Origin of the sequence: Streptomyces indicus (assembly GCF_900100315.1) — a bacterium.
Classification (GTDB): Bacteria; Actinomycetota; Actinomycetes; order Streptomycetales; family Streptomycetaceae; genus Streptomyces; species Streptomyces indicus.
Genome location: NZ_FNFF01000001.1, coordinates 1186530 through 1212226 on the forward strand (window position 1 = coordinate 1186530; position 25697 = coordinate 1212226).

At 70.9% G+C, this 25697-nt stretch carries 25 protein-coding genes; 9 read left to right on the forward strand and 16 right to left on the reverse strand.

Translation table 11 applies throughout. The features are described from left to right. Positions 1 to 86 precede the first annotated feature (86 nt). From BLT97_RS05285 to BLT97_RS05295, 3 genes are all read left to right on the forward strand, one after another. Complete coding sequence (locus tag BLT97_RS05285; RefSeq protein ID WP_176953648.1) at positions 87 to 839, forward strand: hypothetical protein; 753 nt, start codon at positions 87 to 89, stop codon at positions 837 to 839. A 177-nt stretch (positions 840 to 1016) separates the two neighbouring features. Next, on the forward strand, positions 1017 to 2216 hold the full coding sequence (locus BLT97_RS05290; protein WP_425442644.1) for a L,D-transpeptidase: 1200 nt from the start codon (positions 1017 to 1019) through the stop codon (positions 2214 to 2216). Between the two features lie 147 nt (positions 2217 to 2363). Further along, a complete protein-coding gene (locus tag BLT97_RS05295; RefSeq protein ID WP_093607439.1) occupies positions 2364 to 3956 on the forward strand; it encodes a CocE/NonD family hydrolase in 1593 nt (530 codons plus the stop codon). Positions 3957 to 3988: 32 nt separating this feature from the next. Here the strand turns inward: BLT97_RS05295 and BLT97_RS05300 are convergent, their stop codons facing one another. The 5 genes from BLT97_RS05300 to BLT97_RS05320 all read right to left on the reverse strand — a co-directional run bounded on the left by BLT97_RS05300 (position 3989) and on the right by BLT97_RS05320 (position 7764). Further along, on the reverse strand, positions 3989 to 4858 hold the full coding sequence (locus tag BLT97_RS05300) for an amino acid ABC transporter permease (protein ID WP_093607440.1): 870 nt from the start codon (positions 4856 to 4858) through the stop codon (positions 3989 to 3991). After that, complete coding sequence (locus tag BLT97_RS05305; RefSeq protein ID WP_093607441.1) at positions 4855 to 5499, reverse strand: amino acid ABC transporter permease; 645 nt, start codon at positions 5497 to 5499, stop codon at positions 4855 to 4857. Before BLT97_RS05305 ends, BLT97_RS05300 begins: the two co-directional genes overlap by 4 nt. Positions 5500 to 5509: 10 nt before the next feature. Beyond that, on the reverse strand, positions 5510 to 6415 hold the full coding sequence (locus tag BLT97_RS05310; protein WP_093607442.1) for a glutamate ABC transporter substrate-binding protein: 906 nt from the start codon (positions 6413 to 6415) through the stop codon (positions 5510 to 5512). A 20-nt stretch (positions 6416 to 6435) separates the two neighbouring features. Further along, a complete protein-coding gene (locus BLT97_RS05315) occupies positions 6436 to 7179 on the reverse strand; it encodes an amino acid ABC transporter ATP-binding protein (RefSeq protein WP_093607443.1) in 744 nt (247 codons plus the stop codon). Positions 7180 to 7320: 141 nt separating this feature from the next. Further along, positions 7321 to 7764, reverse strand: coding sequence for a DUF6278 family protein (locus tag BLT97_RS05320; protein WP_093607444.1), 444 nt, complete (start codon positions 7762 to 7764; stop codon positions 7321 to 7323). Positions 7765 to 7936: 172 nt separating this feature from the next. Between BLT97_RS05320 and BLT97_RS05325 the strand changes: the two genes are divergently transcribed. Next, positions 7937 to 9721 carry an SGNH/GDSL hydrolase family protein gene (locus tag BLT97_RS05325; protein WP_093607445.1) on the forward strand — a complete coding sequence of 595 codons (1785 nt, stop codon included), beginning with the start codon at positions 7937 to 7939 and terminating at the stop codon, positions 9719 to 9721. 70 nt (positions 9722 to 9791) lie between these two features. Here the strand turns inward: BLT97_RS05325 and BLT97_RS05330 are convergent, their stop codons facing one another. Continuing rightward, positions 9792 to 10571, reverse strand: a complete 780-nt coding sequence (locus tag BLT97_RS05330) for an exodeoxyribonuclease III (RefSeq protein WP_093607446.1) — start codon at positions 10569 to 10571, stop codon at positions 9792 to 9794. A gap of 97 nt (positions 10572 to 10668) precedes the next feature. Between BLT97_RS05330 and BLT97_RS05335 the strand changes: the two genes are divergently transcribed. Next, entirely contained in the window at positions 10669 to 11301 is a 633-nt protein-coding gene (locus BLT97_RS05335) for an MBL fold metallo-hydrolase (RefSeq protein ID WP_093607447.1), read from the forward strand. 60 nt (positions 11302 to 11361) lie between these two features. Here the strand turns inward: BLT97_RS05335 and pcaDC are convergent, their stop codons facing one another. Beyond that, positions 11362 to 12648 carry a bifunctional 3-oxoadipate enol-lactonase/4-carboxymuconolactone decarboxylase PcaDC gene (gene pcaDC, locus BLT97_RS05340; RefSeq protein WP_093607783.1) on the reverse strand — a complete coding sequence of 429 codons (1287 nt, stop codon included), beginning with the start codon at positions 12646 to 12648 and terminating at the stop codon, positions 11362 to 11364. A 670-nt stretch (positions 12649 to 13318) separates the two neighbouring features. Here pcaDC and BLT97_RS05345 point away from each other — a divergent pair. Next, positions 13319 to 13843, forward strand: a complete 525-nt coding sequence (locus BLT97_RS05345) for a hypothetical protein (protein ID WP_093607448.1) — start codon at positions 13319 to 13321, stop codon at positions 13841 to 13843. A 9-nt stretch (positions 13844 to 13852) separates the two neighbouring features. On the opposite strand, the gene BLT97_RS05350 is transcribed toward BLT97_RS05345, so the two are convergent. After that, positions 13853 to 14605: an HAD family hydrolase gene (locus BLT97_RS05350; RefSeq protein WP_093607449.1), complete on the reverse strand. Its 753-nt coding sequence runs from the start codon at positions 14603 to 14605 to the stop codon at positions 13853 to 13855. A gap of 202 nt (positions 14606 to 14807) precedes the next feature. On the opposite strand from BLT97_RS05350, the gene BLT97_RS05355 reads away from it, so the two are divergent. Then, entirely contained in the window at positions 14808 to 15686 is an 879-nt protein-coding gene (locus tag BLT97_RS05355) for an SDR family oxidoreductase (protein ID WP_093607450.1), read from the forward strand. 23 nt (positions 15687 to 15709) lie between these two features. On the opposite strand, the gene BLT97_RS05360 is transcribed toward BLT97_RS05355, so the two are convergent. The 7 genes from BLT97_RS05360 to BLT97_RS05390 form a co-directional block, all read right to left on the reverse strand. Further along, positions 15710 to 16591: a DUF72 domain-containing protein gene (locus BLT97_RS05360; RefSeq protein WP_245769136.1), complete on the reverse strand. Its 882-nt coding sequence runs from the start codon at positions 16589 to 16591 to the stop codon at positions 15710 to 15712. Positions 16592 to 16596: 5 nt separating this feature from the next. Next, positions 16597 to 18927, reverse strand: a complete 2331-nt coding sequence (locus BLT97_RS05365) for an FdhF/YdeP family oxidoreductase (RefSeq protein ID WP_245769184.1) — start codon at positions 18925 to 18927, stop codon at positions 16597 to 16599. A gap of 186 nt (positions 18928 to 19113) precedes the next feature. Continuing rightward, positions 19114 to 19626 (reverse strand): SRPBCC family protein, encoded by a 513-nt coding sequence (locus BLT97_RS05370; protein ID WP_093607452.1) that lies wholly within the window; start codon positions 19624 to 19626, stop codon positions 19114 to 19116. 66 nt (positions 19627 to 19692) lie between these two features. Further along, positions 19693 to 20574, reverse strand: coding sequence for a cytochrome c oxidase assembly protein (locus BLT97_RS05375; RefSeq protein WP_245769137.1), 882 nt, complete (start codon positions 20572 to 20574; stop codon positions 19693 to 19695). Further along, a complete protein-coding gene (locus BLT97_RS05380) occupies positions 20571 to 21005 on the reverse strand; it encodes a DUF2243 domain-containing protein (RefSeq protein ID WP_093607454.1) in 435 nt (144 codons plus the stop codon). The genes BLT97_RS05375 and BLT97_RS05380 overlap by 4 nt, the downstream gene beginning before the upstream one ends. Further along, positions 21002 to 21520 carry a hemerythrin domain-containing protein gene (locus tag BLT97_RS05385; protein WP_093607785.1) on the reverse strand — a complete coding sequence of 173 codons (519 nt, stop codon included), beginning with the start codon at positions 21518 to 21520 and terminating at the stop codon, positions 21002 to 21004. The genes BLT97_RS05380 and BLT97_RS05385 overlap by 4 nt, the downstream gene beginning before the upstream one ends. Positions 21521 to 21550: 30 nt before the next feature. Beyond that, the gene (locus tag BLT97_RS05390; protein WP_093607455.1) at positions 21551 to 22756 is read right to left on the reverse strand and encodes a hypothetical protein; all 1206 of its coding nucleotides are present in this window, start codon (positions 22754 to 22756) and stop codon (positions 21551 to 21553) included. Positions 22757 to 22942: 186 nt separating this feature from the next. Between BLT97_RS05390 and BLT97_RS05395 the strand changes: the two genes are divergently transcribed. Both BLT97_RS05395 and BLT97_RS05400 read left to right on the forward strand, forming a co-directional pair. Then, positions 22943 to 23398, forward strand: a complete 456-nt coding sequence (locus tag BLT97_RS05395) for a DUF4383 domain-containing protein (RefSeq protein ID WP_093607456.1) — start codon at positions 22943 to 22945, stop codon at positions 23396 to 23398. A gap of 22 nt (positions 23399 to 23420) precedes the next feature. Beyond that, positions 23421 to 23966, forward strand: coding sequence for a cysteine hydrolase family protein (locus tag BLT97_RS05400; RefSeq protein ID WP_093607457.1), 546 nt, complete (start codon positions 23421 to 23423; stop codon positions 23964 to 23966). 40 nt (positions 23967 to 24006) lie between these two features. Here BLT97_RS05400 and BLT97_RS05405 read toward each other — a convergent pair whose 3' ends face one another. Beyond that, positions 24007 to 25170 (reverse strand): aromatic acid exporter family protein, encoded by a 1164-nt coding sequence (locus tag BLT97_RS05405; RefSeq protein WP_245769138.1) that lies wholly within the window; start codon positions 25168 to 25170, stop codon positions 24007 to 24009. Between the last annotated feature and the right edge of the window lie 527 nt (positions 25171 to 25697).

Consider the following 25697-nt stretch of genomic DNA (forward strand, 5'->3'; position numbering starts at 1 on the left):
TTGCCGGGACACACCCTCGGTGGCCGCGGAAAAGACGCCGGGGGACCCTCGAACAGAGGTCCGCAGGCCCGCTAGAGTGCGCGCCCATGAGTGAAGCCCTGCGCATAGTCGTCATCGCCGCGGCCGTCGCCGTGGTCGCGGTCGCCCTCGGCTGGTACGCCCGTACGTACTTCTGGCGCCGCAAGCTCAGACGCAAGCAGGCCTTCTTCGGCCTCCCGCAGAACTCCGAGTCGCTGCTCGTCGTGAACCGCGACGCGGGCGGCCCGGACCTGATGATCTCGCGCAACGACGTGTTCGCGCTGCTCGAACTCTCCGCCCTGATCAAGGACTGCGGCGCGCACGCCCAGCTCATCACGCACGACTCGGCCCAGCAGGGCTTCGGCGAGCGCACCGAGTTCTGCGTCGGCGGCCCCTCGTCGAACCGCCGGATGGCCGCCCACATGCACTCGCTGCTGCCCGGCGTCCGCGTCAACACCGACCCCGAGCCCGGCCCCGACCGCGGCGCCTTCCAGATCGGCTCCGAGCGCTACCGCATGGAGCCCGGCATCACGGAGTACGTGATCCTCGCCCGGCTCACCGCGGGCCAGGGCCGCGAGGCCCGCCCGGTGTTCCTCTTCTGCGGCCAGCGCGCCGTCACCAACCAGGCGGCCACGCGCTACCTCGCCAAGCATCACGAGCGCCTGACCCGCAAGTACGGCGGCAACTCCTTCGTGCTGCTCCTGAAGGTGGTCAACTCCCAGGCGTACGGCCCGGACGTGGTCGAGCTGGTCGCGGACGTGACGCGCGCGGCCCAGGAGCAGGCCCCCGCCCCGAAGAACTCGCACCGGGCGAAGTCCTAGCACCGCCCGCGCCTGCGCATGCCGGGACTTTCGTCCCGCACCGCATGCCGAAAGCCACCTCCTCGCACTCCGGCGTCCGCGTCTGCCCGAATTACCGAGATTTTTCCCGGCAATTCGCAACCACACGAGCGACTTCCGACTCCTCCCCCAGGAACAGCACCACTGGAGGAGGACCCTGTGAGCCGCACCCGCCGTCACCCCCTGCCCCGCACGGCCCGGATCGCCGCGCTCGCCGGCACCTCGATGCTCGCGGTCGCCCTCAGCGCCTGTTCGGGCGGCGGAGGCGACGGCAAGGGCGCGCTCGGCGCCGACGCCGGCGCGAAGGTCGCGGTGAACCTCACCGGCGACAACGCGAAGGCCGGGGAGCAGGTCAAGGTCACCGCCACCGAGGGCACCCTCGAGAACGTCTCCGTGAAGGACGGCGAGGGCGACGCGCTCGCCGGGAAGATAGCGGGCGACGGCAGGACCTGGACCTCGGACCGCGTGGCCGCGCCCGGCACCACGTACACGGTCGAGACGAAGGACGACCGGGGCCGCACCGGCACGCAGCGGTTCGCCACACAGCAGGCCGGCAAGGTCAACAAGCTGGACTTCAACTTCAAGGCCGGTTCCACCGTCGGCACCGCCATGCCGGTCTCCATCACCTTCGACCACCCGGTCAAGAACAAGGCGGCGGTGGAGAAGCAGCTGAAGCTCACCACCGACAACGGCACCAAGGGCTCCTGGGGCTGGTACCAGGACCAGGCCGGCCGCCAGCGCGTGGACTGGCGCCCGCAGACGTACTGGAAGCCCGGCACGAAGGTGAAGCTGGACGCCGACCTGAAGGGCGTGGACTCGGGCGCGGACGGCGGCTGGTTCGTCCGTGATTACGACAACACCTTCACCATCGGCAAGGACCAGCAGGTCGAGGTCGACCTCGACAGCAAGCGGCTGCAGCTCGTACGGGACGGCCAGGTGGTCAAGTCCATTCCGGTGGCGGCCGGTACGCCCGGCGGCGAGAAGGCCTCCTGGGACGGGAAGATGGTGCTGATGCGCAAGGAGGGCACCATCCGGATGACCTCGCAGTCGGTGGGCCTGGGCGACGCCTACGACAAGATGGTGCGCGACTCGATGCGCCTGACGGACTCGGGCATGTACGTGCACGCGGCCCCGTGGAACGCGGGCAACTACGGCCGGGTCAACAACAGTTCGGGCTGCGTGGGCATGAGCGACGCCGACGCCGACTGGCTGTACGCGCAGGTGCAGCCGGGCGACCTGGTGGAGGTCACGGGCCCGGGCTCGAAGGGCCAGGCGAAGCTGGGCAACGGCTACGCGGAGTGGAACATGAGCTGGACCGCCTGGCAGAAGCTCAGCGCGCTCACCCCGGGGACCCACTGATCTTCAACCCCCGGTAGCTCACCGATCTTCAACCCTCCGGGATCCTACTGATCTTTACCATCGCGTAACTTACCGACGGGTTACCTCCGGTAATGAACTGACGTTACCGTCAGGTCACTTTGCACTGACACGAGTGAGGAGTGACCCGTGGGACTTCCCCGCAGAGCCCTGCGCACCACCTCGATCAGCTCGCTCTCCGCGGCCCTCGTCGCGGGCGCCGCCTTCGGTCTGGCCCCCGCCACGGCGGCCGCGGCGCCCGCGACACAGGCCGCGCAGGCGGCGGATGTACGGTTCGTCGACATCCCCGGCGACGGCGGCACCGTACTCAAGGGCAACGTCTTCAGCCCGTCCGGCGCCCAGCCCGGCCAGAAGTTCCCGGCGATCGTGCTGCCCACCAGCTGGGCCGTGCCGCAGATCGAGTACATCGCGCAGGCCCAGAAGCTCGCCGACTCCGGCTATGTCGTGGTGAGTTACAACTCCCGCGGCTTCTGGCAGTCCGGCGGGAACATCGAGGTGGCCGGCCCTCCGGACATCGCCGACGCCTCCCGCGTCATCGACTGGACCATCGCCAACACCGCCGCCGACCCCGACAAGATCGGCATGGCGGGCGTCTCCTACGGCGCCGGCATCTCACTGCTCGCCGCCGCCCACGACAAGCGCGTGAAGGCGGTCGGCGCGATCAGCGGCTGGGCCGACCTGATCGAATCGATCTACTCGGGCCGCACCCAGCACTCCATGGCCGCCGGCCTGCTCACCGGCGCCGGCTTCCTCACAGGCCGCCCGAGCCCCGAACTCCAGCAGATCATGAAGGACTTCCTCGGCTCGAACCTGGCCAAGGAACAGGAGATGATCGACTGGGGACGCAAGCGCTCCCCCGCCACGTACCTCGACCAGCTCAACGCCAACAAGCCCGCGATCATGCTGGCGAACGCGTGGGGCGACACGATCTTCCCGCCCAACCAGTACGCGAAGTTCTTCGCACAGCTCGACACCCCCAAGCGCCTGGAACTGCGCCCCGGCGACCACGCGACGGCCGAGGCCACCGGTCTGCTCGGGCTGCCCAACGACGTCTGGACCAACACCCAGCGCTGGTTCGACCACCACCTCAAGGGCGTGGACAACGACATCGACCGCGAACAGCCGGTCCAGCTCAAGTCCCGTACTTCCGGCGGCTACGAGGGCTACGCGGACTGGAAGTCGGTGGGCCCGGCGACCACGCGGATCCCGCTCAACGACACCGAGAAGCTGCTCGCGAACGTGGACTCGGGCGCCAACGGCGGCATCGTGCTGCTCTCCAACGCCCTCGACCAGTTCCTCAAGACCCCGCCGACCGCTTCCATCCCGCTGCTCCCGCGCACCTTCGCGGCCGTCTGGCAGTCGGGGCGGTACGACAGCGCGCAGCAGATCCGCGGCACCACGAAGCTGCACACCACCGTCACCAGCACGAAGCCGAGCGGCACCCTCGTCGCGTATCTCTACGACGTGGGGCCGCTCGGCGTCGGCAAGCTGGTCTCCCACGCGCCGTACACCTTCCACGACAAGGCTCCGGGGCAGGCGTTCGGCGTGGACCTGGAGTTGTTCTCCACGGCCTACGACGTGCCTGCCGGACACAAGCTCGCGTTGGTGATCGACACGGTCGACCCGCTCTACATCGAGCACAACCCGACCGGCGCGCAGCTGACCTTCTCCTCTCCCGCGGCCGACCCGTCGTTCGTATCGGTGCCGCTGCGCGAGAAGTGATCTCCGGCTGCTGCCGGGTGGGGTGCTCCGTGCTACTGCCTCCCCGGCAGCAGCGTCCCTGGTTCGGCCGGTGCGACATCCACGGCCTCGACCTTCGGGTTGCGCTGCTGTCGTCTGGACACCCAGGTGGCGAACCAGGACAGGAGCATGCACATCCCGATGTAGATCGGCGAGATCACCATCACCACGGGGATGAACGGCAGATCGTAGTCGAGATTCGACGCGATCAGCTTGCCCGCGTGGAGGAACTCCTCGTAGGTGATGAGGTAGCCGAGCGAGGTGTCCTTGAGGGCCACCACGAGCTGGCTGATGATGGCGGGCAGCATGGCGCGCAGCGCCTGCGGCCCGAGCACGTAGCTCATCACCTGCGTCTTGCGCATCCCGAGGGCGTACGCGGCCTCGCGCTGCCCGCGCTCCACCGAGTTGACGCCCGAGCGGAACACCTCGGCGAGCACCGAGCCGTTGTAGAGCGTCAGACCGGTGACGAGCGCGGGCAGCGGCTGGACCTTCAGGGCCACGAACACGAAGAAGATCATCACCAGGACCGGCATGGCCCGGAAGAACTCCACGATCAGCGTGGCCAGCCAGCGCACCGGCTTGTGGTCCGAGAGCCGCCCGACGGCGAGGATCGCACCGAGGACCAGCGAGAGCACCGCGGCGATCGCGAAGGCCTTGAGCGTGTTGCCGAGGCCCTTGAGCAGGAGCTCCTGGATTCCCTTGTACGTGAAGGGGTTCCACTTGGCCGCGGTGAACTGGTCGGTGTCGAACAGGAGATAGAGGATCCAGCCGACGACCGCCGCGATGAGCACCGTGGACAGGACGCCGTAGAGCATGTGGCGCCGTTCGGCCTTGGGGCCCGGGATGTCGTAGAGGGCGGTGGAGCTGTGGTCGAGGGCTTTCATCGGGCGACCCCCCAGCGCTTTTCAAGGACGTTGAAGAGCGCGCTGATGGTGAGAGTGATGATCAGGTAGCCGACGGCGATCCAGACGAAGGTCCAGATGATGCTGTAGCCCAGCTCGTTGAGCGTGCGATACGTGCCGAGCAGTTCGGTGACGCTGAAGGCGCCGGCGATCGCGGAGTTCTTGGCGAGCGCGATCAGGTTGGAGCCCACCGGCGGGATCACCGAGCGGAAGGCCTGCGGCAGGATCACCTGCGACAGCGTCTGTCCGAAGCTCATCCCGAGGCTGCGGGCCGCCTCGCCCTGCCCCTTGGGCACGGTGTTGATGCCCGAGCGCAGCGCCTCGCAGATGAACGCCGAGGTGTAGCAGCCGAGCGCCAGCACCGCGAACACCTTGAAGGGCAGCACGAGTCCGAAGCGCGGCAGGCCGAGCAGCACCGCGAAGAACAGCAGCGTCAGCGGGGTGTTGCGCAGGACGGTGACCCAGACCGTGCCGAAGACCCGGAAGGAGCCCACGGGCGCGACCCGGAAGGACGCCATGATGAAGCCGAGCACGAGGGCCAGGACCGAGGCGTAGACGGTCAGTTCGACCGTGCCGAGGAAGCCCTCGCCGTAGGTGGAGAAGTTCTCCGTCAGTACGTTCATGCCGGCCCCCTCAGCTCGCCGGGTAGCGGTCGATGGGCGGGGGCGTGGGCGCGGGCACTCCGGACAGGCCGAGCGTCGCGTCGTACGCCTTCTTCCAGGTGCCGTCCTTCTCGCGCGCCGCCAGGGCGTCGTCGATGGCGAACCGCAGCGCGTTGTCCCCGCGCGGGACGCCGATGCCGTACGGCTCCTCGGAGAAGGGCTTGCCGACCAGCTTCATCTCCTCGGGCAGCTTGGCCGCGTAGCCCTGGAGGATCGCGTCGTCGGTGGTGACGGCGTCGACCTGGTAGGTGAGCAGGTTGTCCACGCAGATCGAGTACGTGTCGTACGCGACGAGGACCGCCTTCGGGTAGTCGGCCTGGATGCGCTGGTACGGGGTCGAACCGGCGGCCGAGCAGACCTTCTTGCCGTCGAGGTCCTGGGGGCCGCTGATGTCCTCCTCGTCCTTGCGGACGAGCAGCCCCTGGCCGGCCATGTAGTACGGGCCGCCGAAGCCGACGAGCTTCTTGCGGTTGTCGTTGATCGTGTAGGTGCCCACGTAGTAGTCGATCTGGCCGTTCTGGAGGGCGGTTTCGCGGTTGGCCGAGGCGATCGTGCGGAACTCGATCTTGTTCGGGTCGAAGCCGAGCGAGGCGCCGATCATCTTGGCGATCTCGATGTCGAAGCCCGAGTAGACGCCGCTGGCCGGGTCCTTCTCGCCGAGGTAGGGCTGGTCCTCCTTGGCGCCGACGACCAGGCGCCCGCGGCGCTTGGCCTTGTTCCAGGTGCCGGAGTCGGGCAGCTGGAAGTCGGTGGCCACCTGGTACTTGGGCAGGTCCTCGGGCTTGGGGCCCTTGGTGGGCGGGGAGCCCTCCTTGCCGCAGCCGGCGGCCGCGAGGGCGGCCAGCAGCAGGGCCGCGAGCACACGTGTGGTACGCATCTGGTTCTTCCCGTCCCCCGTCAGTGCTTCAGGATCTTGGACAGGAAGTCCTTGGCGCGGTCGCTCTCGGGGTTGTTGAAGAACTCCTCCGGAGCGCGGTCTTCGATGATCTTCCCGTCGGCCATGAACACGACGCGGTTGGCGGCCGAGCGCGCGAAGCCCATCTCGTGGGTGACGACGACCATCGTCATGCCCTCGCGGGCGAGGGACTGCATGACCTCGAGCACCTCGTTGATCATCTCGGGGTCGAGGGCCGAGGTGGGCTCGTCGAAGAGCATCACCTTGGGGTCCATGGCGAGGGCGCGGGCGATGGCCACGCGCTGCTGCTGACCGCCGGAGAGCTGCGCCGGGTACTTCTCCGCGTGCGCCTCGAGCCCTACGCGGGCGAGCAGTTCACGCGAGCGCTTGTCGGCCTCGTCCTTCTTGCGGCCGCGCACCTTGACCTGGGCCAGCGAGACGTTCTGCAGGACCGTCTTGTGCGCGAAGAGGTTGAAGGACTGGAAGACCATCCCCACCTCGGCCCGCAGCTTGGCGAGGGCCTTGCCCTCCTCCGGCAGCGGCTGCCCGTCGAGGGTGATGGTGCCCGACTGGATGGTCTCGAGCCGGTTGATCGTCCGGCACAGCGTCGATTTGCCCGAGCCGGACGGCCCGATGACCACCACCACCTCCCCGCGTCCGACGGTGAGCTGGATGTCCTGGAGGACATGCAGCTGCCCGTAGTACTTGTTGACGTCACGCAGCTCGATCAACGGATCGACGGCCATGTACGGACCTGCCCACTCTCAGCTGTTCAGTCCGCGCAAACTATCCACCGCAATATGGGACTTAACAGGCGACACGCATGATTCGGGCATTAACCGTATTTTGCTCAATGGGGTGTTGGGGGTGCGCCGCCGCGGCGCGGGTCAGGCCTCCGAGGCCTCCGCGTACACCTGGGACAGCTCGGGGGCGCCGCCCACCGCCCAGTCCAGGCCCGCTTCGACGACCTGGATCTCGCGGCCGGAGGCGAGCCGGACCACCGGGTGGCCGCCGGGCCACACGTGCCACGTGGCGCCCGGCACCGTGCGCACCACGACCGTACCCAGGTAGAGACCGGCGTCGTTGCCCAGCCATGGCAGCAGCTCCGGGTCGTCGCGCCAGCGCGGGAGCAGCTGGTCGAGCGCCTCCAAAGAGGCCGGGGTGTCGTCGAGTTCGAGTCCGACGCTCTCAGCCTGCGAGCGCAGCAGGGCGCATTCGGAGAGCAGCTCGGCCACGCCCTCGGGGTCCTCCTCGAAGGCGGCCGCGAGGGGCGCATCGCTACTGTCGGCCGCGTGCTTCCTGCGCCATCGATCGACAAAAGGGATGTTCATAAGCCAAGCCTCGCATCCGTGGCGGCGGGGCACCACAGGGCGCGCGGGCCGATCTTGGCACTCGCACATGTGCTCGTTCCGTGGTCGTTCCTCCTTGAATTCAGGGCGAGTTCAGACCAAGGTCATTGACGCGTTCCTGCCACCGCCTTGGCTTCGGGGCGCACCGGTCGTCATGCCGTCAACGGAAGGAGTCTTCGTGCGCCGAGGTTTCTGGGGTGGAGCGGTCGCGCTCGCGCTGGTGGCGGGGACTGCCCCCGGCGCCGTCGCGGCCGACGCCGGACCGCGGCCCGCGGCGCCGTTGGAGCGGCTCTTCGACAACCGTGCGATCAGCGACGACACGGCGCCCGGCGCCGCGGACTTCGACGGTGCGGGCGCCTCACTGTCGGCCCAGGACCTCGCGGCCGCGGGCTGGACCCCCGGCCGCTCCCTGACCGTGGACGCCACCCGGCTGCGGCTGCCGCGCTCCGCGCCGGGCGAGCGCGACAACGTGCGCGCCGACGGTCAGAACGTAAGGGTGCGCGGCCGCGGCGGGGCCCTGTCCTTCCTCGTCGCGGGGACGAGTGGCGAGGCGAGCGGGACGGGACACGTGCGCTATCGCGACGGCTCCACGTCCTCGTACGAGCTGACCGCGCCCGACTGGCGCACGGGGCCGCTCGCCACCAAGTCCGTGGCCCTGCCCCATGTGAACACCCCGGACGGCCAACTCGCCGAGAAGGCAAGGCTGTACGTGGTCTCCGTGCCGCTGGCCCCGGGGCGCGAGGTCGCCTCGGTGCGGCTGCCGCGCGATCCGGGCGCGGCCGATCTGCATGTGTTCGCCGTCTCCGTACGGGAGTCGGCGCGCGGCCTGACCGGCACCTGGTCGGCGTCCACGGGCGGCTACACGGCGGTCGGGCCGTGGACGGACCGCACGCTGCGGCTCGTGGTGCACACCTCGGCGGGCGGGCCGCGGATGCGGATCAGGCTGGCGAACACCTTCGCCGGCTCGCCGGTGCGGATCGGGGCGGCGAGTGTCGCGGTGCAGGAGGCCGAGGCGGCAGCGCGTGCGAAGCCGGTGCCCCTGACCTTCGGCGGTGAGGCGGGGGTGGAAATCCCCGCCGGCGCCCAGGTGTTCAGCGACACGGTGGACTTCGACGTGCCCGCCGACAGCAGTCTGCTCGTCTCGTTCCAGCTGTCCGGCACGGTGCGCGCGGCGCCCATGCACCAGCATGCGCTCCAGCAGTCGTACGTGAGCGAGGCCGGTGACCACACCGGGGACGCGGAGGCGGCCGCGTACACCTCGACGATCAGCACCTGGCCCTTCCTCACCGGGGTGGACGTGGGCGGCTCGGCGCCGTCCGTGGCGGTGCTCGGGGACTCGATCACGGACGGGGTGAAGTCCACGCCGGACGCGGACCGGCGCTGGACGAATGTGCTCGCGCGGCGCCTGCTCGACCAGGACGAGGTGCCGGCGTACGGGGTCCTGAACCACGGCGTCTCGGCCAACCGCGTCCTCACCGACCGGTATCCGGGCGACGGGGTGTCCACGGACACGGGCGGGGTGAGTGCGCTGCACCGGCTGGAGCGGGATGTGCTCGCGCAGACGCGGGTCCGTACCCTCGTGGTCTTCGAGGGCGTCAACGACGTGCGGTGGGGCGCGAAGGCCGGGCAGGTCACGGCGGGCCTCGCGGAGATCGCCGCACGCGCGAAGGAGCGCGGGCTGCGGGTGGTGGCCGCGACGATCGCGCCGTGCGAGGGCGAGGCGCTGTGCACGGCGGCCGCGGACGCGGAGCGGCAGGCGGTCAACGCGTGGATCCGCACCAGCGGGGTGTACGACGCGGTGCTCGACTTCGACGCCGTGCTGCGCGATCCGTCGCATCCGGCGCGGCTGCTGCCCGCCTACGACAGCGGTGATCACCTGCATCCCGGGGACGCGGGGCTGGCCGCGCTCGCGGAGTCGGTGGATCCGAAGGTGCTGTAGGGCGGCGGCGCGCAGGGACGGGGCCCATACCGGCTGGGCGGTGCGGGCCCCGCAGCTGTGCGGACGGGCGTCAGACGTCCAGATCGACGACGACGGGCGCGTGGTCCGACGCGCCCTTGCCCTTGCGCTCCTCGCGGTCCACGTAGGCGTCGGTGACGGCCTTCTGGAAGGCCGCGTTCCCGTACACGAGGTCGATGCGCATGCCGCGGTTCTTCGGGAAGCCGAGCTGGCGGTAGTCCCAGTACGTGAACGGCACGTCGTACTTGAGCGGGCGCGGCACGATGTCGTTGAGCCCCGCCTCGCGCAGGGCGGCGAGCGCGGCGCGCTCGGCCGGGGTGACGTGGGTCGCGCCCTCGAAGAGGCTGATGTCCCAGACGTCCTCGTCGGTCGGTGCCACGTTGTAGTCGCCGAGCACCGCGAAGGGACGCGAGCCCTGGGCGTCGCTCGCGACGGCGGCCTTCAGGGCCTCGAACCACTGCAGCTTGTACGCGTAGTGCGCGTGGTCGGGCTCGCGCCCGTTCGGCACGTACACCGACCACACGCGGGCGCCGCCGCAGGTGGCCGAGATGGCGCGGGGCTCCTCGACGCCGTCGTAGCCCGGGTCGCCGGGCAGGCCCTTGACCACGTCGTCGAGGCCTACGCGGGAGACGAGCGCCACACCGTTCCACCGCCCGTTGGCGTTCACCGCGGACTCGTAGCCGAGCTCGCGCAGCTCGTCGGCGGGGAACTGCTCGGCGGCGCACTTGGTCTCCTGGATGCACAGCACGTCCGTGCCGCTGTTCTCCAGCCAGGCCAGGAGGCGGGGCAGACGGGCGGTCACGGAGTTCACGTTCCAGGTGGCGATACGCATGCCGCCAATCTACCGGTGGGGACTGACAGCGCCGTCCCCGCCGGGGTGACGAGCCCCGGGGTCGAAGCCGGGTCCGTACCGGAGCAAGATGGGTCGTATGGAGCTCACCAAGAAAACCCATGCATGCGTACGCCTGGAGAAGGACGGCCGCTCGCTCGTCGTCGACCCCGGGCTGTTCGGTGAGGCCGACGCGGCCGTCGGGGCCGACGCGATCCTCGTCACGCACGAGCACCCCGACCACTTCGCCGAGGACCGGCTGCGCGCCGCCCTGGAGGCGAACCCCGCCGCCGAGGTGTGGACGCTGCGCTCGGTCGCCGAGCAGATCTCGGCCGCTTTCCCGGGCCGGGTGCACACCGTCGGGCACGGGGACACCTTCACCGCGGCGGGCTTCGACGTCCAGGTGCACGGCGAGCTGCACGCCGTGATCCACCCGGACCTGCCGCGGATCACCAACATCGGCTTCCTCGTGGACGGTTCGGTCTTCCACCCCGGCGACGCGCTCACCGTGCCGGGCCACCCGGTCGACACGCTGCTGCTGCCCGTGATGGCCCCCTGGAGCAAGGTCTCCGAGGTCATCGACTACGTACGCGAGGTCAAGCCGCGGCGCACCATCGACGTGCACGACGCCCTGCTCACCGATCTGGCCCGCCCGGTCTACGACACGCATCTGACGAACCTGAGCGGCGCGGAGCACCTGCGGCTCGCGCCCGGGGACGGCACGGGGCTCTGAGCCTGGGGCGGGCCGGGGTGCCTGCGGGCGCGCCCCCAGGCACCCCGGCCCGCGAGGCGCTCACTCGCGCGGGGTGGTCTCCTCGCGGATCACGGTGCGGGCCACGCGGAAGGCCGCGTTGGCCGCCGGGACGCCGCAGTACACGGCGGTCTGGAGCAGGATCTCCTTGAGCTCGTCCGGCGTGAGCCCGTTGCGCAGGGCGGCGCGGGTGTGGAAGGCCAGCTCCTCCAGGTGGCCCGCGGCGACCAGAGCGGTCAGCGTGACCGCGCTGCGCATGCGGCGGTCGAGCCCGGGCCGCGCCCACACCTCGCCCCACGCGTAGCGCGTGATCAGTTCCTGGAAGTCCTCCGAGAAGGCGTCGCTGCCTTCGAGCGCCCGGTCCACGTGCGCGTCGCCGAGCACCTCGCGCCGCACCTTCATCCCGATCTCGTACGGATCCGGACGCCCGCCCGCGCCCTGCTCCGGCCCTTCGACCGGGGCGATCTCGGCGATCGGGCCGCGGGCGCCGCTCGCCGGGGCCCCGAGGACCGGGACGGGCGCGGGAGCGGAGAGCGCCACGTGCGCCTCGGTCCACGCCGTCGAGAAGTGGTGCACGAGCAGGTCGGTGACGGCGGCCGGCTGCTCGACCGGCGCGAGGTGCGAGGCGCCCGGCACGACCGCGAGCCGCGCGTCCGGTATGCCGGCGACGAGGGTGCGGGCCTCGGCGGGGCCGGTCACCTGGTCCTCGGAGCCGACCAGGACCAGGGTGGGCACGCCGATCCGGCCGAGCTCGGCGCGGATGTCGAAGGAGGCGAGTGCCTCGCAGGCCGCGATGTAGCAGCCGGGGTCCGTGGTGCGCACCATCTGCACGGCCCACTCGGTGATCGCGGGCTGGGCGGCGGCGAAGCCGGGCGTGAACCAGCGGTCGGGCGAGGTGCGCGAGACCGGGTCGAGCCCGTTCGTACGGACGACCACGCCGCGCTGCCGGAACTCGTCGGCCGTGCCGAAGCGGGGCGAGGCGGCGATCAGGGCGAGGGAGGCGACGCGCTGGGGGTGGCGCAGCGCGAGGTCGGCGCCGATCGCACCGCCGAGCGCGCAGCCCGCGTATCCGAACCGCTGGATGCCGAGCTCGTCGAGCGTGGCGAGCAGCCGGTCGGCGAGGCCCTGCACGGAGTCGACAGGGTGCGCGGGCGCACCGCCGTGCCCGGGCAGATCGAACCGCAGGACACGCCAGGTCCCGGCGAGCTCGGGTATCTGGCGGTCCCACATGTGCCAGGTCGTCCCCAGGGAGGGGCCGAGGATCAGGACAGGGGCGTCGTCCGGGCCGTCGAGCCGGTACTGCAGGGTTTCAGGCGTCGTCTCACTCACCCGCAACACGCTGCCACATCCCGCGCGGAGCCCCGGTTGTGGGGTGGGGCTGCTCGCGAGACCCGCGCAGGTCTGTGCCGACCGGAGCACAGGTTCTTCACAGAGGTGGGGCCGGCTTCTTCGCGGGGTAGCCGACGCGGTCCGCCTGTAGGCCGACCGACGGACCGGGCAGGCTGCCCGCGCTGTGGGGCCGGGCTCGCGCTGGACATCGTCGGCGCCGGCTACTTGGCCGTGTCCGCGCCCACCAGGACTGCTCGTGGCGAGCGCCACGAGCAGGAGGGCAGAGTTGTTTCCATCACGAACATGACGCGATTCGGTTCGGTGTCGGGTTGCGCGGGTTTCCTTGCATGGCAGAGTCCGCGAACGGGCCGGGTGAGCGATGGGGAAAGAGCCGCGGTTCAGCAGATTCACGATCAGGACCGTGTAGTACATCTGCCGCACGCGCTCCTGGGCGCATCCGCACCGCCCGCGACCGGGCGTTCGAGTCTTCGGGACGCTCAGCCCCGGATCGGCGTCCTGGGCTCCGTGCCCCGCTGTCGCCCCCGACGGCCCCAACTACCCAGAGAATTCGGAATAGTTGCCGGGTCAACTTGCAGACCAGATCCATTAGCATCGGCGCGGTCGGAACGAGCGAATGCGAACACAGGACCCTGTCGAGAGGGAGACAAGCATGCGCAAGAGAGCAAAGGGTGCGGCAGTGGTAGCGGCAATGGGGATGGCGTTCGCATTCACGGGGCTCTCTGCGCCCGCGGCGGGTGCGTACACCAACTCGAACCTGCGTTTCTCAGCATGGGAGCCCGACACCAGCAACTGCCCCTGCTCGGACAGCAGCGGCCTGGACTACACCAACTTCAAGTACGACGAAGGCGGCGAGGCGCTGAAGCTCGTGGTGAAGAACAACGGCACCGCCGTGGCACAGGTCGAATTCCACCCGTCCGACGAGCTGCTGTACATCTACGACGGCAAGAACGACGGCGACACCATCTACGTCGCCGCGCACTGGTGGGAGAACGGCATCAGGAAGAACGCCGTCTACTGGGTGTCGGGGACGTCCGACGTGCTCGACATGAACGTCGTGGAGATGGACGAGGACGACGACCTCGAAGAGGGCAAAGCCGTGTACTTCAAGCTCTACGACGACAGGGAACTGTCCGACGAACTCACCGAGTGGTACGACTACGTCGCGCACGCCTGACGCACCATGTCAGGTGCCTTCGGCACGCCCGTCCAGCAGTCCCGCGAGGTCGCGTACGACTGTGTCGGCGCCGTGTTCCCGCAGGGCGTCCGCCTGGCCGATGCGGTCCACGCCGATCGCGTAGCCGAAGCCTCCGGTGCGGGCGGCGTCCATGCCCGCGAGGGCGTCCTCGAAGACGGCCGCCTCGTGCGGTGAGACGCCCAGGTCCTGGGCCGCCGCCAGGAAGGTGTCCGGGTGCGGCTTGCCCGGCAGGGCGCGTTCCTCGGCCACGACGCCGTCGATCCGTACGTCGAAGCGGTCCGTCATGCCGACGGAGCGCAGCACCGCCGCGCAGTTGGCGCTCGCGGAGACCACGGCGGTGCGCAGCCCGGCCGCGCGGACGGCGTCGACGTAGCGGACCGAGCCCGGGTAGGTCTCGACGCCCTCCTGCTCGATCTTCCGCAGCAGCAGGGCGTTCTTGGCGTTGCCGAGGCCGTGCACCGTGGCGCGCTCGGGCGGGTCGTCCGGTTCGCCTTCGGGGAGTTCGATGCCGCGCGAGGCCAGGAAGGTGCGGACTCCGTCGGCGCGCGGGCGGCCGTCCACGTACGCGGCGTAGTCGCCGACCGGGTCGAAGGGCCGGAACCCGGCCCCGTCGCGCCGGCGCAGGAACGCATCGAAGGTCTCCCGCCACGCGGCGGTGTGCAGCGTGGCCGTGCTGGTGATCACCCCGTCCAGGTCGAAGAGGCAGGCGCGGATGTGGGCGGGCAGGCCGAGTTCCGTCATGGGAACCGGCTCCCCAGGGGGATCGGTCCCATGCACGCGGAGGGCCGCTGGCCCGGCCCCGCGTCGGCCCGACCCACCAATAACACTTTGGTCCCGTCGCGCCGAGAACACGTTTGGTCCCGTCCCACCGAGAACACGTTTGGTCCCGTCCCACGGGGAACACGTCTGCTCGCCCCGTGCACCGACGACGGAGGAACCCCCCATGCACGAGCAGCAGCACCCCGCCGAGCAGCACCCGCAGCCCGAGTTCCCCGCGCAGGACCAGCCGCATCCGGGCTGGACGGGGCCGATGGACCCGCCGCCGGACCACGGCGAGGAGTCCTATCGCGGCAGCGGCCGGCTCGCGGGCCGCAAGGCCGTGGTGACCGGCGGCGACTCGGGGATCGGACGTGCGGTGTGCATCGCGTACGCGCGCGAGGGCGCCGATGTGCTGTTCACCCATCTCGACAGCGAGAAGAACGAGGCCGAGGAGACCGCCCGCTGGATCCGGGAGGCCGGGCAGCAGGCCGTGGCCGTGCCCTGCGACATCCGCGAGGAGGAGAACTGCCGCGCTCTGGTCGAGCGCGCGGTGGCGGAGTTCGGGCGCATCGACGTCCTGGTGAACAATGCGGCGTATCAGATGTCGCAGCCGGACGGCATCGGGGCGATCACCACCGAGCAGTTCGACCGGGTGGTCCGCACGAACCTGTACGGGATGTTCTGGCTGTGCAAGCTGGCCCTGCCGCATTTCGCCGAGGGCGGCAGCATCATCAACTCCACGTCCGTACAGGCCTACAAGCCCAGCCCGCACCTGCTCGACTACGCGATGACGAAGGGCGCCATCGTGACGTTCACGCAGGGGCTCGCGCAGATGCTGGTGGAGCAGGGGATCCGCGTGAACGCGGTCGCGCCCGGGCCGGTGTGGACCCCGCTGATCCCCGCGACGCTCCCCGACACCGTGGAGTTCGGCAAGCAGGCGCCGCTGGGGCGGCCGGCGCAGCCCGCGGAGATGGCGCCCGCGTATGTGTTCCTCGCCTCGCAGGAGGCCTCGTTCATCACGGCCGAGATCCTCAACGCCACCGGCGGGACGCCGCTTCCCTGAGGACGCGGTCCGGTGCCATCGGTTCAGGCGGCCAGGAGTTCGCTCATGGCCTGGGCCGCCTGCACCGAGGCGTCGGCGCAGCAGTTGTTGAACAGCACGTGCACCGAGGCGCTCTCCTTGGCCAGGACGCGGATGCGCGGCACCCACTCCTCCAGTTCGCGGCGCTCGTACGTGTGCCGGTAGCGGTCCTCCTTCGAGCCGTGGCCCCAGTGCGGGCTGCGGCCGTGGAAGCGGACGACCGAGAGCTCGGGCGAGGTGGCGCGGACGGCGGGCAGGAGTCCGGGGGCGTCGACCCCGACGAACGGGATGTGGTGGCGGGCGAGGAAGTCGGTGAGGGAGACGAGGGGTTCGGGGGCGTACCAGCCGGGGTGGCGGACCTCCACGGCGATGGGGGCGCGGATCGCCTCGGCGCAGCGCAGGATGCGGTCGGGCGCCTCGGCGCTCGGCGCATACCAGGGCGGGAACTGGAACAGCACACAGCCGAGCCGGCCCGCGGCGCGCAGCGGTGCGATGCCCTCGTCGAAGCGCCGCCACAGCTCGTCCATGACGTCGGCGGGCAGGTCGCCGGCGCGCAGCCGGCGCCCGGGCGGTCCCGCGGGCCGCAGGTCGGCGGGCAGGGCGCGCACGGCGACGGAGTGTCCGGTGAAAGGCGCGAACGCCTTGATGTCGAAGGTGAATCCGGGCGGGGTGCGTTCCACCCACAGGCGGGAGTTGCGCGCGCTCGGCAGGGCGTAGTACGCCGAGTCGCTCTCGACTACGGGGAAGCGCGTCGCGTAGAACCGCAGCCGGCCCTCGGCGTCCCGGCTGCCGCTCGGGTACCAGCCCGAGGAGACCAGGGCCGGGTCGGTCCACGAGCAGGTGCCCACCCGGATCGCCGTGTCGATGCCGCGTGCCGGGTCGTCCACCGCGCTTACCGCCCTTCCGGGCGCGACCGGTCGGACGCAGGCGCTTCCCGGTCCGACGCACGCGCTTCCCGGGGCGGGCCGGCGTCCGCTGGCCGGGGCTCCAGGCGGACCACGATGCCTTTGGACGTGGGGGTGTTGCTGCCCTCGGCCGTGCTGTCCAGCGGCACGAGCACATTGGTCTCCGGGTAGTACGCGGCCGCGCAACCCGGCGGTGTGGAGTACGGCACCACCCGGAAGCCCTCCGCGCGCCGCTCGATCCCGTCCCGCCACACGCTGGCCACATCGACCAAGTCGCCGTCCGACAGGCCGAGTTCGCGCAGGTCGTGCGGGTTGACCAGGATCACACGGCGCGAGCCGTGGATGCCCCGGTAACGGTCGTTCATGGTGTACGGGACGGTGTTCCACTGGTCGTGGGAGCGCAGGGTCTGGAGCAGGAGGTGGCCCGCGGGGGCGCTCAGGGCCGTGAACGCGTTGCAGGTGAACTGCGCCTTGCCGCTGGGCGTGGGGAACACACCGTCGTTGACCGGGTTGGGCAGGCCGAAGCCGCCGGGTTTGGTGACCCGCGCGTTGAAGTTGTGGAAGCCCGGCACGATGCGCGCGATCCGCTCCCGGATGTGCCCGTAGTCGGCCTCGAACTCCTCCCAGGGGACGGCCACTTGGTCGCCGAGCGTGCGGCGGGCGAGCCGGGTGAGGATCGCGACCTCGCTGAGGAGGTGCTTGGACGCCGGTTCGAGGTGCCCGCGGGAGGCGTGCACCTGGCTCATGGAGTCCTCGACGGTGAGGAACTGCTCGCCGCCGCTCTGGCAGTCGCGTTCACTGCGGCCGAGAGTCGGCAGGATCAGGGCGGTCTCGCCGCAGACCGTGTGGGAGCGGTTGAGCTTGGTGGAGATGTGCGCGGTCAGGCGGCAGCGGCGCACGGCCTCCGCGGTGACCTCGCTGTCGGGGGTGGCCCGTACGAAATTGCCCGCGAGCCCGAGGAAGACCTTGATCCGGCCCTCCTTCATGGCGCGGATCGAGTCGACCGTGTCCAGACCGTGGTCGGCGGGCGGCTTGAAGCCGAACTCCTCCTCCAGGGCGTCGAGGAAGCTCTGCGGCATCTTCTCCCAGATGCCCATGGTGCGGTCGCCCTGCACGTTGCTGTGCCCGCGCACCGGGCAGACGCCGGTGCCGGGGCGGCCGACACTGCCGCGCAGGAGAAGGAAGTTGACCACCTCGCGAATGGTGGGCACGGCGTGCTTCTGCTGGGTGAGGCCCATCGCCCAGCACACGACGGTGCGTTCGCTGGCGAGCACGCGGTCGCGCAGTTCCTCGATCTGCGCGCGGGTCAGACCGGTGGCCGCGAGGACCTCGGGCCAGGAGACCGTACGGCGCAGATGGTCGGCGAACTTCTCGAAGCCCTCGGTACGGGCCTCGACGAACGCGCGGTCCACGACGGTGCCGGGAGCCGCCTCCTCCGCTTCGAGCAGCAGCAGGTTGAGGGCTTGGAACAGGGCGAGGTCGCCGCCCAGGCGGATCTGAAGAAACTGGTCGGCGATGTTGGTGCCGCGGCCGACCACGCCGCGGGGCTTCTGCGGGTTCTTGAAGCGCATCAGGCCCGCTTCGGGCAGCGGGTTGACGGCCACGATCGTGCCGCCCCTGCGCTTGGTCTCCTCCAGGGCGGACAGCATGCGCGGGTGGTTGCTGCCCGGGTTCTGGCCGAGGGTCAGGACGAGGTCGGCGTGGTGCAGATCGGCCAGGCTCACATCGCCCTTGCCGATGCCCAGCGTCTCGTGGAGTGCGGTGCCGCTGGACTCGTGGCACAGGTTGGAGCAGTCGGGCAGGTTGTTGGTGCCGAGGGCGCGGGCGAACAGCTGGAGGACGAAAGCGGGTTCGTTGCCGGCGCGGCCCGAGGTGTAGAAGACCGCTTCGTCGGGGCTGTCGAGCGAGCGCAGTTCGCGGGCCAGGATGCCCAGCGCCTCGTGCCAGTCGACGGGCTCGTAGTGGTCGGAGCCGGGGCGCTTGACCATGGGGTGGGTCAGACGGCCCTGCTGGTTGAGCCAGCGGTCGGAGGCTCGGGCCAGTTCGGAGACGGGGTGGCGGGCGAAGAACTCGGGCGTGATACGGCGGGTGGTGGCGTCGTCGTTGGTGTGCTTCGCGCCGTTCTCGCAGTACTCGTTGACGGCCCGCTCCCCCGGCTCGGGGTCCGGCCAGGCGCAGCCGGGGCAGTCGAAGCCCTTGGTCTGGTTCAGGTCGAGCAGGTTGCGGGCCGTGTTCCGCGGCGAGGTCTCTGCCAGGGAGTACCCGATCGCCTGGGCGACCGCGGGGACGCCTGCCGCCCAGGTCTTCGGCGGGGTGATCCGCGCGTGTTCAGGGCCGGGGTCGGTGGTCGACGACTCCCGGGATCCGGTCGGTGCCTCTGACACGGGTCGGCCTTTCGTTCGGTGGTGTGGCGTCAGGCGGGGCTCGGCGGGGCGTCGCTCAACCGCGTCCACGGGCTGCGTGCGTGGGCTGCGTACATGCCCCGCGTACATGGCCGGTGCGCCTCAGCCGGTGGGCCAGTGCGGGACCGGCCGCGGACGGTGCTCGGCGTGCGGGATCACGTGGCCGCCGCTGACGGTGCCCCGCCACGCACCGGTCTCCTTGCCCTGGCCCTCGATGTACTCCTTGAAGCCGCGCAGGCTGCCGTGCACCTGCCGCCGGACCAGGCCGAGGAGGTCCCCGGCCCGCTCCAGCGCGCCCTGCGGGCTGAACTCGAGGCGGTACGTGACCCGGCAGCGGTGGTCGTCCAGCGGCTCGAACGACACCGTGCCTGCATGCTCCGGCTCGTCGAGGCTGCGCCAGGAGATGAGCTCGTCGGGCCGCTGCTCCTCGACCTTGGCGTCGAACTCCCGGGTGACACCGGCGATCCGGGCCACCCAGTGCGACAGGGTCACCTGCGGCTTGTCGACGCGCTGCACGCCGTCCATGAACCGGGGGAACGTCTCGAACTGCGTCCACTGGTTGTACGCGGTGCCGACCGGCACCCCGACGTCGACCGAGCCCTCGATCACACTCATGGCCGCGCTGCCCTGCCTCTCCGTGCCGGTCGGTGGAGAGTGCCGCGTACCCCGGGCCGTAAGGGGTCAATCCCGGGCGGGGCGAAGGGCTGGGGCTTGAGAGGGGGTGATCCGGCCTGGCGCGGTGCGGCTTCCAGTGACGCGGGACCCGGTGGCGCGCGCACCGGCAGCGCCGTGCCGTCGTGCGCGGCGGCGCAGGGCGCGTCCGCCGGACGCGTACCACTGGTGCGCCAGCAGCACCGCGAGCGCGATCCCGACGATGTCCCCGCCGTAGTACATGAGTTGGGAGCCCGTGCGCAGGTCGGCCGGGGCGTAGGAGGTGCCGGGCGGGCCCGTGGCGTAGAGGGACTTGGCCAGGACGCCGTGGGTGGCGGAGGCGGCGAGCAGCGCGGCCGCGCGCAGACCGGTGCCGGCGCGGTGCCGCATCGGCTCCACGGCGAGGACGGCGAGGGTGAACAGGATGCCGGACAGCAGCAGATGGAGCGAGACGAGCAGCTGCGCCTCAGACCGGTGGTGCAGGTGCGCGGCGGTCGGCGTCCGGTACAGCACCCACAAGCTCACGGTGTGAGCGAGGGCGGCGAACGGCGGCCACAGGAGCAGGGCCGCCGGGCGCGAGCGGACGAGGGCGAGCAGCGCCCGCCGCGGGCCGAGAGGAAGGGTGCGCAGGGCGAGCGTGACCGGCCGGGCCACGACGAACAGCAGGGGCGCCGCCATCCCGAGGGCGAGATGCGCGGCCATATGGCCGGTGAAGGGCGGCAGTTCACGCAGCGGGGCGAGCGGCAGTCCGTTCCAGGGTGCGGTGAGCCCGGTCACGGTCAGCGCGCCGCCCGCGCAGAACGCGAGCGGGCGCGCGAGGGGCCAGGCGTCCCCTCGCGCGCGCAGCCGGACCGCCGCCGCCACGTAGCCGAGGCAGCACGCGGCCACGGCCACGCACACGGCGGCGGTCACCGGCGCCTTCGCGTCCGGACCAGGAGCACCACCCCGACGAGCAGGAACAGCACCGCGACGGAGTTCCACGTCCAGTCGTACGGGGTCAGGTCCACGTCGTAGCGGATCTGGTGGAGCTCCAAGGCCTTGTGCTGGAAGGTGCCGTCGTACAGCTGGAAGCCGCCGAGCCCCAGGCAGAAGCCGGACCACCAGGCCGGTTTCACCAGACTTCCGCGGCGCCGCAGGTCGGCGAAGAGGAACACTCCGGCGACCATGGCCGCCCAGCCGAACGCATGGAAGATCCCGTCGGAGACCAGGCCGGCCTCGCTCGACGCCTTGTCGTAGAAGTGGTGCCAGTGCAGGAGCTGGTGGAACACCACCTCGTCGACGAAGGCCGCGAGGCCGACCCCGGCGAAGGCCCCGCCGAGGCGGGACCTGCCGTGGCCCGTCAACGTCCCATGACCTTGCGGACCGCGTCGCGGGTGCGGTCCACGATCGCCGCGACCGGACCGAGCAGGGCGTTCCTGGTGCCGGTCTCGACCCCCGGGTGGGGGTGCGTGGGCGCCGTGGCCTCCGCGGCCCGCAGGGCCTTGGCCATCGTGGCCAGCTGCGCGGCGCCGGAGGTCCTGCGCACATGCGGGAACTCGTAGCGCTCCTCGGCCCGCGCGTGGTGCATCACCTCGGTGCGCAGCCTGAGCAGTTCGGGCAGGAACTTGGGGTCGTCGGTGTCCATGTCCTCCAGGCGTGACAGGATTTCCTTCGCCCCCTTCTCCTCGGCGAGCCGCTGCTCGATCACCTTCTCCGCCCCCGGGTGGGCGGTCCTGGCCATCGGGTGCAGCACCTCCTCCTCGGCGGTCTCGTGCACCGCGAGCAGGTGCACCAGGCGCCGGAAGGCCTCAGTGCGGGCCTCGCCCGAGGTCTTCTCCACCTCGTCGAAGAGGTTGCGGATGTCTCCGTGCTGCCGCATCAGCAGGGCCACCACGTCTTCGGCCACCGCTCACTCCTTCCGCTCGCGGGAGGCGGCGTCGGGGTGCTCGCCCGAGGGCTGCCACCGGTACTCGCCGCCGAACTGCTCCCGGTGCTGCGCCATCACGCGCTCGCTGGGCGGCTCCTCGCCGCCGTGGATCTGCTCCTGGAGCCGCTGGAACCGCTCGTGCGCGTCCCGTACGTATCCGGCGCCGAGCGTGGTCAGGTCGATCTGCGTGTCGAGCAGGTCGCGGATGACTCCGTGGTTCGGCTCGAAGGTGAGCACCGGCGGCAGCTCGGGGGCGAGGATCTCCTGCGGTTCGCGCCCGTCGTGCCGGCGCATCAACTCACAGGCGATCCGCAGGTGTTCGAGCTCCATGTTCAGGTGGAGCTCCCAGATCGCCTTCACGCGCGGGTCCGGCTCCTGCTCCATGAACGAGTGGTAGAGGTAGCACTCGTTGTACTCGTGGTTCACGAGCTGCTCCCACCAGGTCTCCCCCGGGTCGACCAGCGACTCGTAGTGGGTGACGTGCTCCTCCTCGACGAGGGCGATCTCCTGGTAGAGCTGGCGGGCGATCGGCTCCATGTACTGGGGGCCGACGTTCATGTAGAAGTTCATGGTCTGCTGCTCGGCCGACATCACGGTCAGGGCGTGCAGCTTGGACAGCGGGCTCGCGGCCGCGCGGTCGTAGGGATCGCGGACGTTGTCCTCGGGGTGGCGGTGGTGGAACTTGGTGGGCCGCCCGGGCATGACCTCGGTGAGGCCCTCCACGATCGTGTCCGCCTTGCGGTGCTCGATCATCTCGTAGAGGTTCGCGTACCGGTACAGGTGGTCGAAGTCCTCCAGGACGCCGAACTCGTAGGCCTGCTTCAGATACGGATCGGGCTCGGAGCGCGCGATCCACGCGGTCAGGTCCACCGCCACCTGCTCGTAGGCGATGGTCGTCTCCAGGACCGAGGCCAGGCCGGGCAGCAGCCAGTTGACGGCCTTCTGCTGCTGTTGCTCGATGTAGCGGACCTGCGCGAGCTGCCGCTTGACCTCCGGGTCGGGGCAGTGTCGCGCGAACTGGTGGCTGAACATCACCGCCTCGGTCTCGATCCCGTTCATCGTGATGATCCGGCAGCGGGTGTACGGGTCGCAGTGGTCGGGGTCGATGGGCTCGACGTCCAGTTCGCGCCAGGTGCGCAACTGGCGGTCCAGCGGGATTCCGCGCTGCTCCAGGGGGTTGAAGGTCATGCGGGCCTCCTCGGCCTGCGGACGGAAGGAGAGCGCCGGGTACCCGCCGCCCGGGTCCCCATGCCGCCGGATCCGGCATCGGCGGGAGCCGCGGATCGCGGGTGGTGCGGCGGACTCGTGACCGGCCGGCGGGGTACTCGCGGGGCCCGGGCGCCCGCCGGGTGCCCTGAGAAAGGACCGACCGTGATGTCTTCGTCCACACGCGCCGCAGGGGCCCGCTCCCCCGTCCAGCACGCGGCGCTGCTCGTCGGTGCGGTGTTCCTGCTGGTCGGGGTGCTCGGGTTCGTGCCCGGGGTCACCACGGACTACGACACCATGAAGTTCGCCTCGCACGAGTCCGGTGCGGAACTCCTCGGCGTCTTCCAGGTGTCCGTCCTGCACAACCTCGTCCATCTGCTGTTCGGGGTCGCGGGGGTCATGCTGTCCCGCACCGCCTCAGGGGCGCGCTCGTATCTGCTGGTCGGCGGCGCCGTCTATCTCGTCCTGTGGCTGTACGGGCTGTTCGTCGGCCATGGGGACAGCGCCAACTTCGTCCCGGTCAACACAGCGGACGATTGGCTGCATTTCGGACTCGGGCTTGGCATGATCGCGCTGGGCGCGCTGCTGACGCGCGGCCGGTCGGCCACGTCACCGGCCAGGTGATCCGTACGGCAGGAGAAGCACCGTGACCCGAGCAGCGCTCATCGTCATCGACATGATCAACACGTACGACCACGACGATGCCGAGCTTCTCCTGCCGTCCGCCGAGGCCGCGCTGCCGGCGCTTCTGAAGCTCATCGAGCGCGCCCGGGAGCAGGACGTCCCCGTGATCTACGCCAACGACAACTTCGGCATGTGGCGCTCGCACCACGGCGAGATCCTCCAGACGGCCCTGGAGGGTCCGCACGCCGGGCTGGTGCGGCCGCTCGCACCGGACGAGAACTCGCAATTCGTGGTCAAGGCGCGGCATTCGATCTTCTACGAGACCCCGCTGAGCTATCTCCTCGACCAGCAGGACATCGGGCACGTGGTGCTGTGCGGCCAGGTCACCGAGCAGTGCGTCCTGTACTCCGCCCTGGACGCGCACATCCGCCACCTCCGGGTCACCGTCCCGAAGGACGCCGTGGCCCACATCCACGAGGACCTGGCCGAGGCCGCGCTGCGGATGATGGAGCGGAACATGGGGGCCCGGGTGGTCGACGCGGACGAGGTCGCTTTCGGCGATTCGTGAGGCTCGCGGCGCGTTCGGCGGTTCGAGAGGCTGCGGCGCGTCAGCTGCGCGCCCACCGTTGCAGCGCGTCGGAGGCACGGCGGCACTCCTCGCACAGGCGGGTGGCCTCCACGATCAGGACGCCGTACGGGCAGGCGGGATCGGCCAGTGGCAGGCTGCGCCGTACGGCCTCGTCGGCGAGGTCACGGCGCAGTCCGGCGGCCTCGTCCGTCAGGCGGGTCAGCTCGGCGGCCTGCGCGGGCAGCCGGTCCTCGTCCACCTCGCCGAGGACCTGGGCGAACTCCCGGATGCGGTCGAGGCAGCGCGCGTACGCCCGCAGGAACGCTTCGTCCTCGTACCGCTCCTGCTCCTCGTTCCGCCCTTCGAGGCTGCGGTGCAGCGAGGCCACCTGGTAGAGGGTGCGCTCCAAGGCGTCGAGGACGGTCGCGTAGCCGTCGAAGCTGGTGTGTTCGCGGTGTCCGCGCAGGTGGCGGCGGGGGTTCAAGGGGATGCTGTCCTGTGCTGTGCGCAGCTCGGCGCGGGCCTGTGCGATCAGGACGTCGGTGTGGTCCACGCGCAGCCGCCCGAGGCCGGAGCCGCTCCCGTCCGGCCCGCCCTCGCGCAGGGCGCGCGCGACGTCGTCGAGCAGTTCGGCCAGGGTGCGGGCGAGGATGCCGATGCCCGTCTCGGCGCTGCGGTTGCGCATCGGCGGTACGAGCACGACGTGCACGGCAAGCGCCACCGCGGAGCCGATGAGGACCAGGAGCACGACCTCGCCGAGGTCGGCCGCACGGTCGCCCGCTCCCGCCACGGCGACGTAGGTGCTGAAGGCGAAGAACGCGGCCGTGGGGACCTGGGAGCCCTGCGGGCCGAGCTTCGCCCAGCGCCCGATGCCGAGGGTGACGAGGGCGACCAGCGCGAACGTCACGAGCCCGGTGCCGGTCGTGACCGTCAGGGCCGCCTGCACGGAGACGCCCACGACCACGGCGCCCACGTACCGGAGCGCGTGCATGACCGACTGGTAGACCGTGGTCTGGAGCACGATGACGGCCGAGAACGGCGCGAACGCCGGCGAGCGGGCCTGTAGCAGATCGTGGGCCACGGCCCACGCGAGCGTCGCCGCGAGGGCGCCCTTGCCGATCAGGAGGACGGTGTGCCGCTCATGGCCGGCCCGGGTCACAGTGCGCCGCAGCCACTGGGCGGCGCCGTTTCGGCGGATCATCATCAGGCTTCCCGCAGTACCCCGCAGCCTGGAAGCCATGTGCGGCAGGCCGGGAGCGACGGGCGGCAGGCCGGACGGCGCGGTCGCCGGACGCGGGCCCCGGCCGGCGCGCGGCGGGACGGAGGCCATCGCGGCGCGCCCGGCCGACTCGGGGCCTCGGCGGTACGAGCAGTCGACGCGGACCGCCGACCGCCCACGGCGCGACTGGCCGGACGCGGGCCCCGGCCGGCGCGCGCGGCGGGCGGGGGCTTTGGTGGCGCATGGCGACTCGGCCCCCACCACCGCGGCAGCGCCCCGGCGGGCCCGCGCCCTCGATGGTCCGGAGTGGGCTCCGTCCGGCTGCGGAACGTGGGATCCCGCTGGACGGCAGGCCGGGCCGACCGCTCATGCTGCCGAGGACCCCGAGTCGGCCGGGTGCGCCGCCGAGGACCGGATCCCGCCATCCACCACGCGTCTCCGAGCACCGAGCCCCGCCACCAGGCCCTCCAGCCCACCGGACCGCACCGCCACATACCCCGCCCCCGTACCAC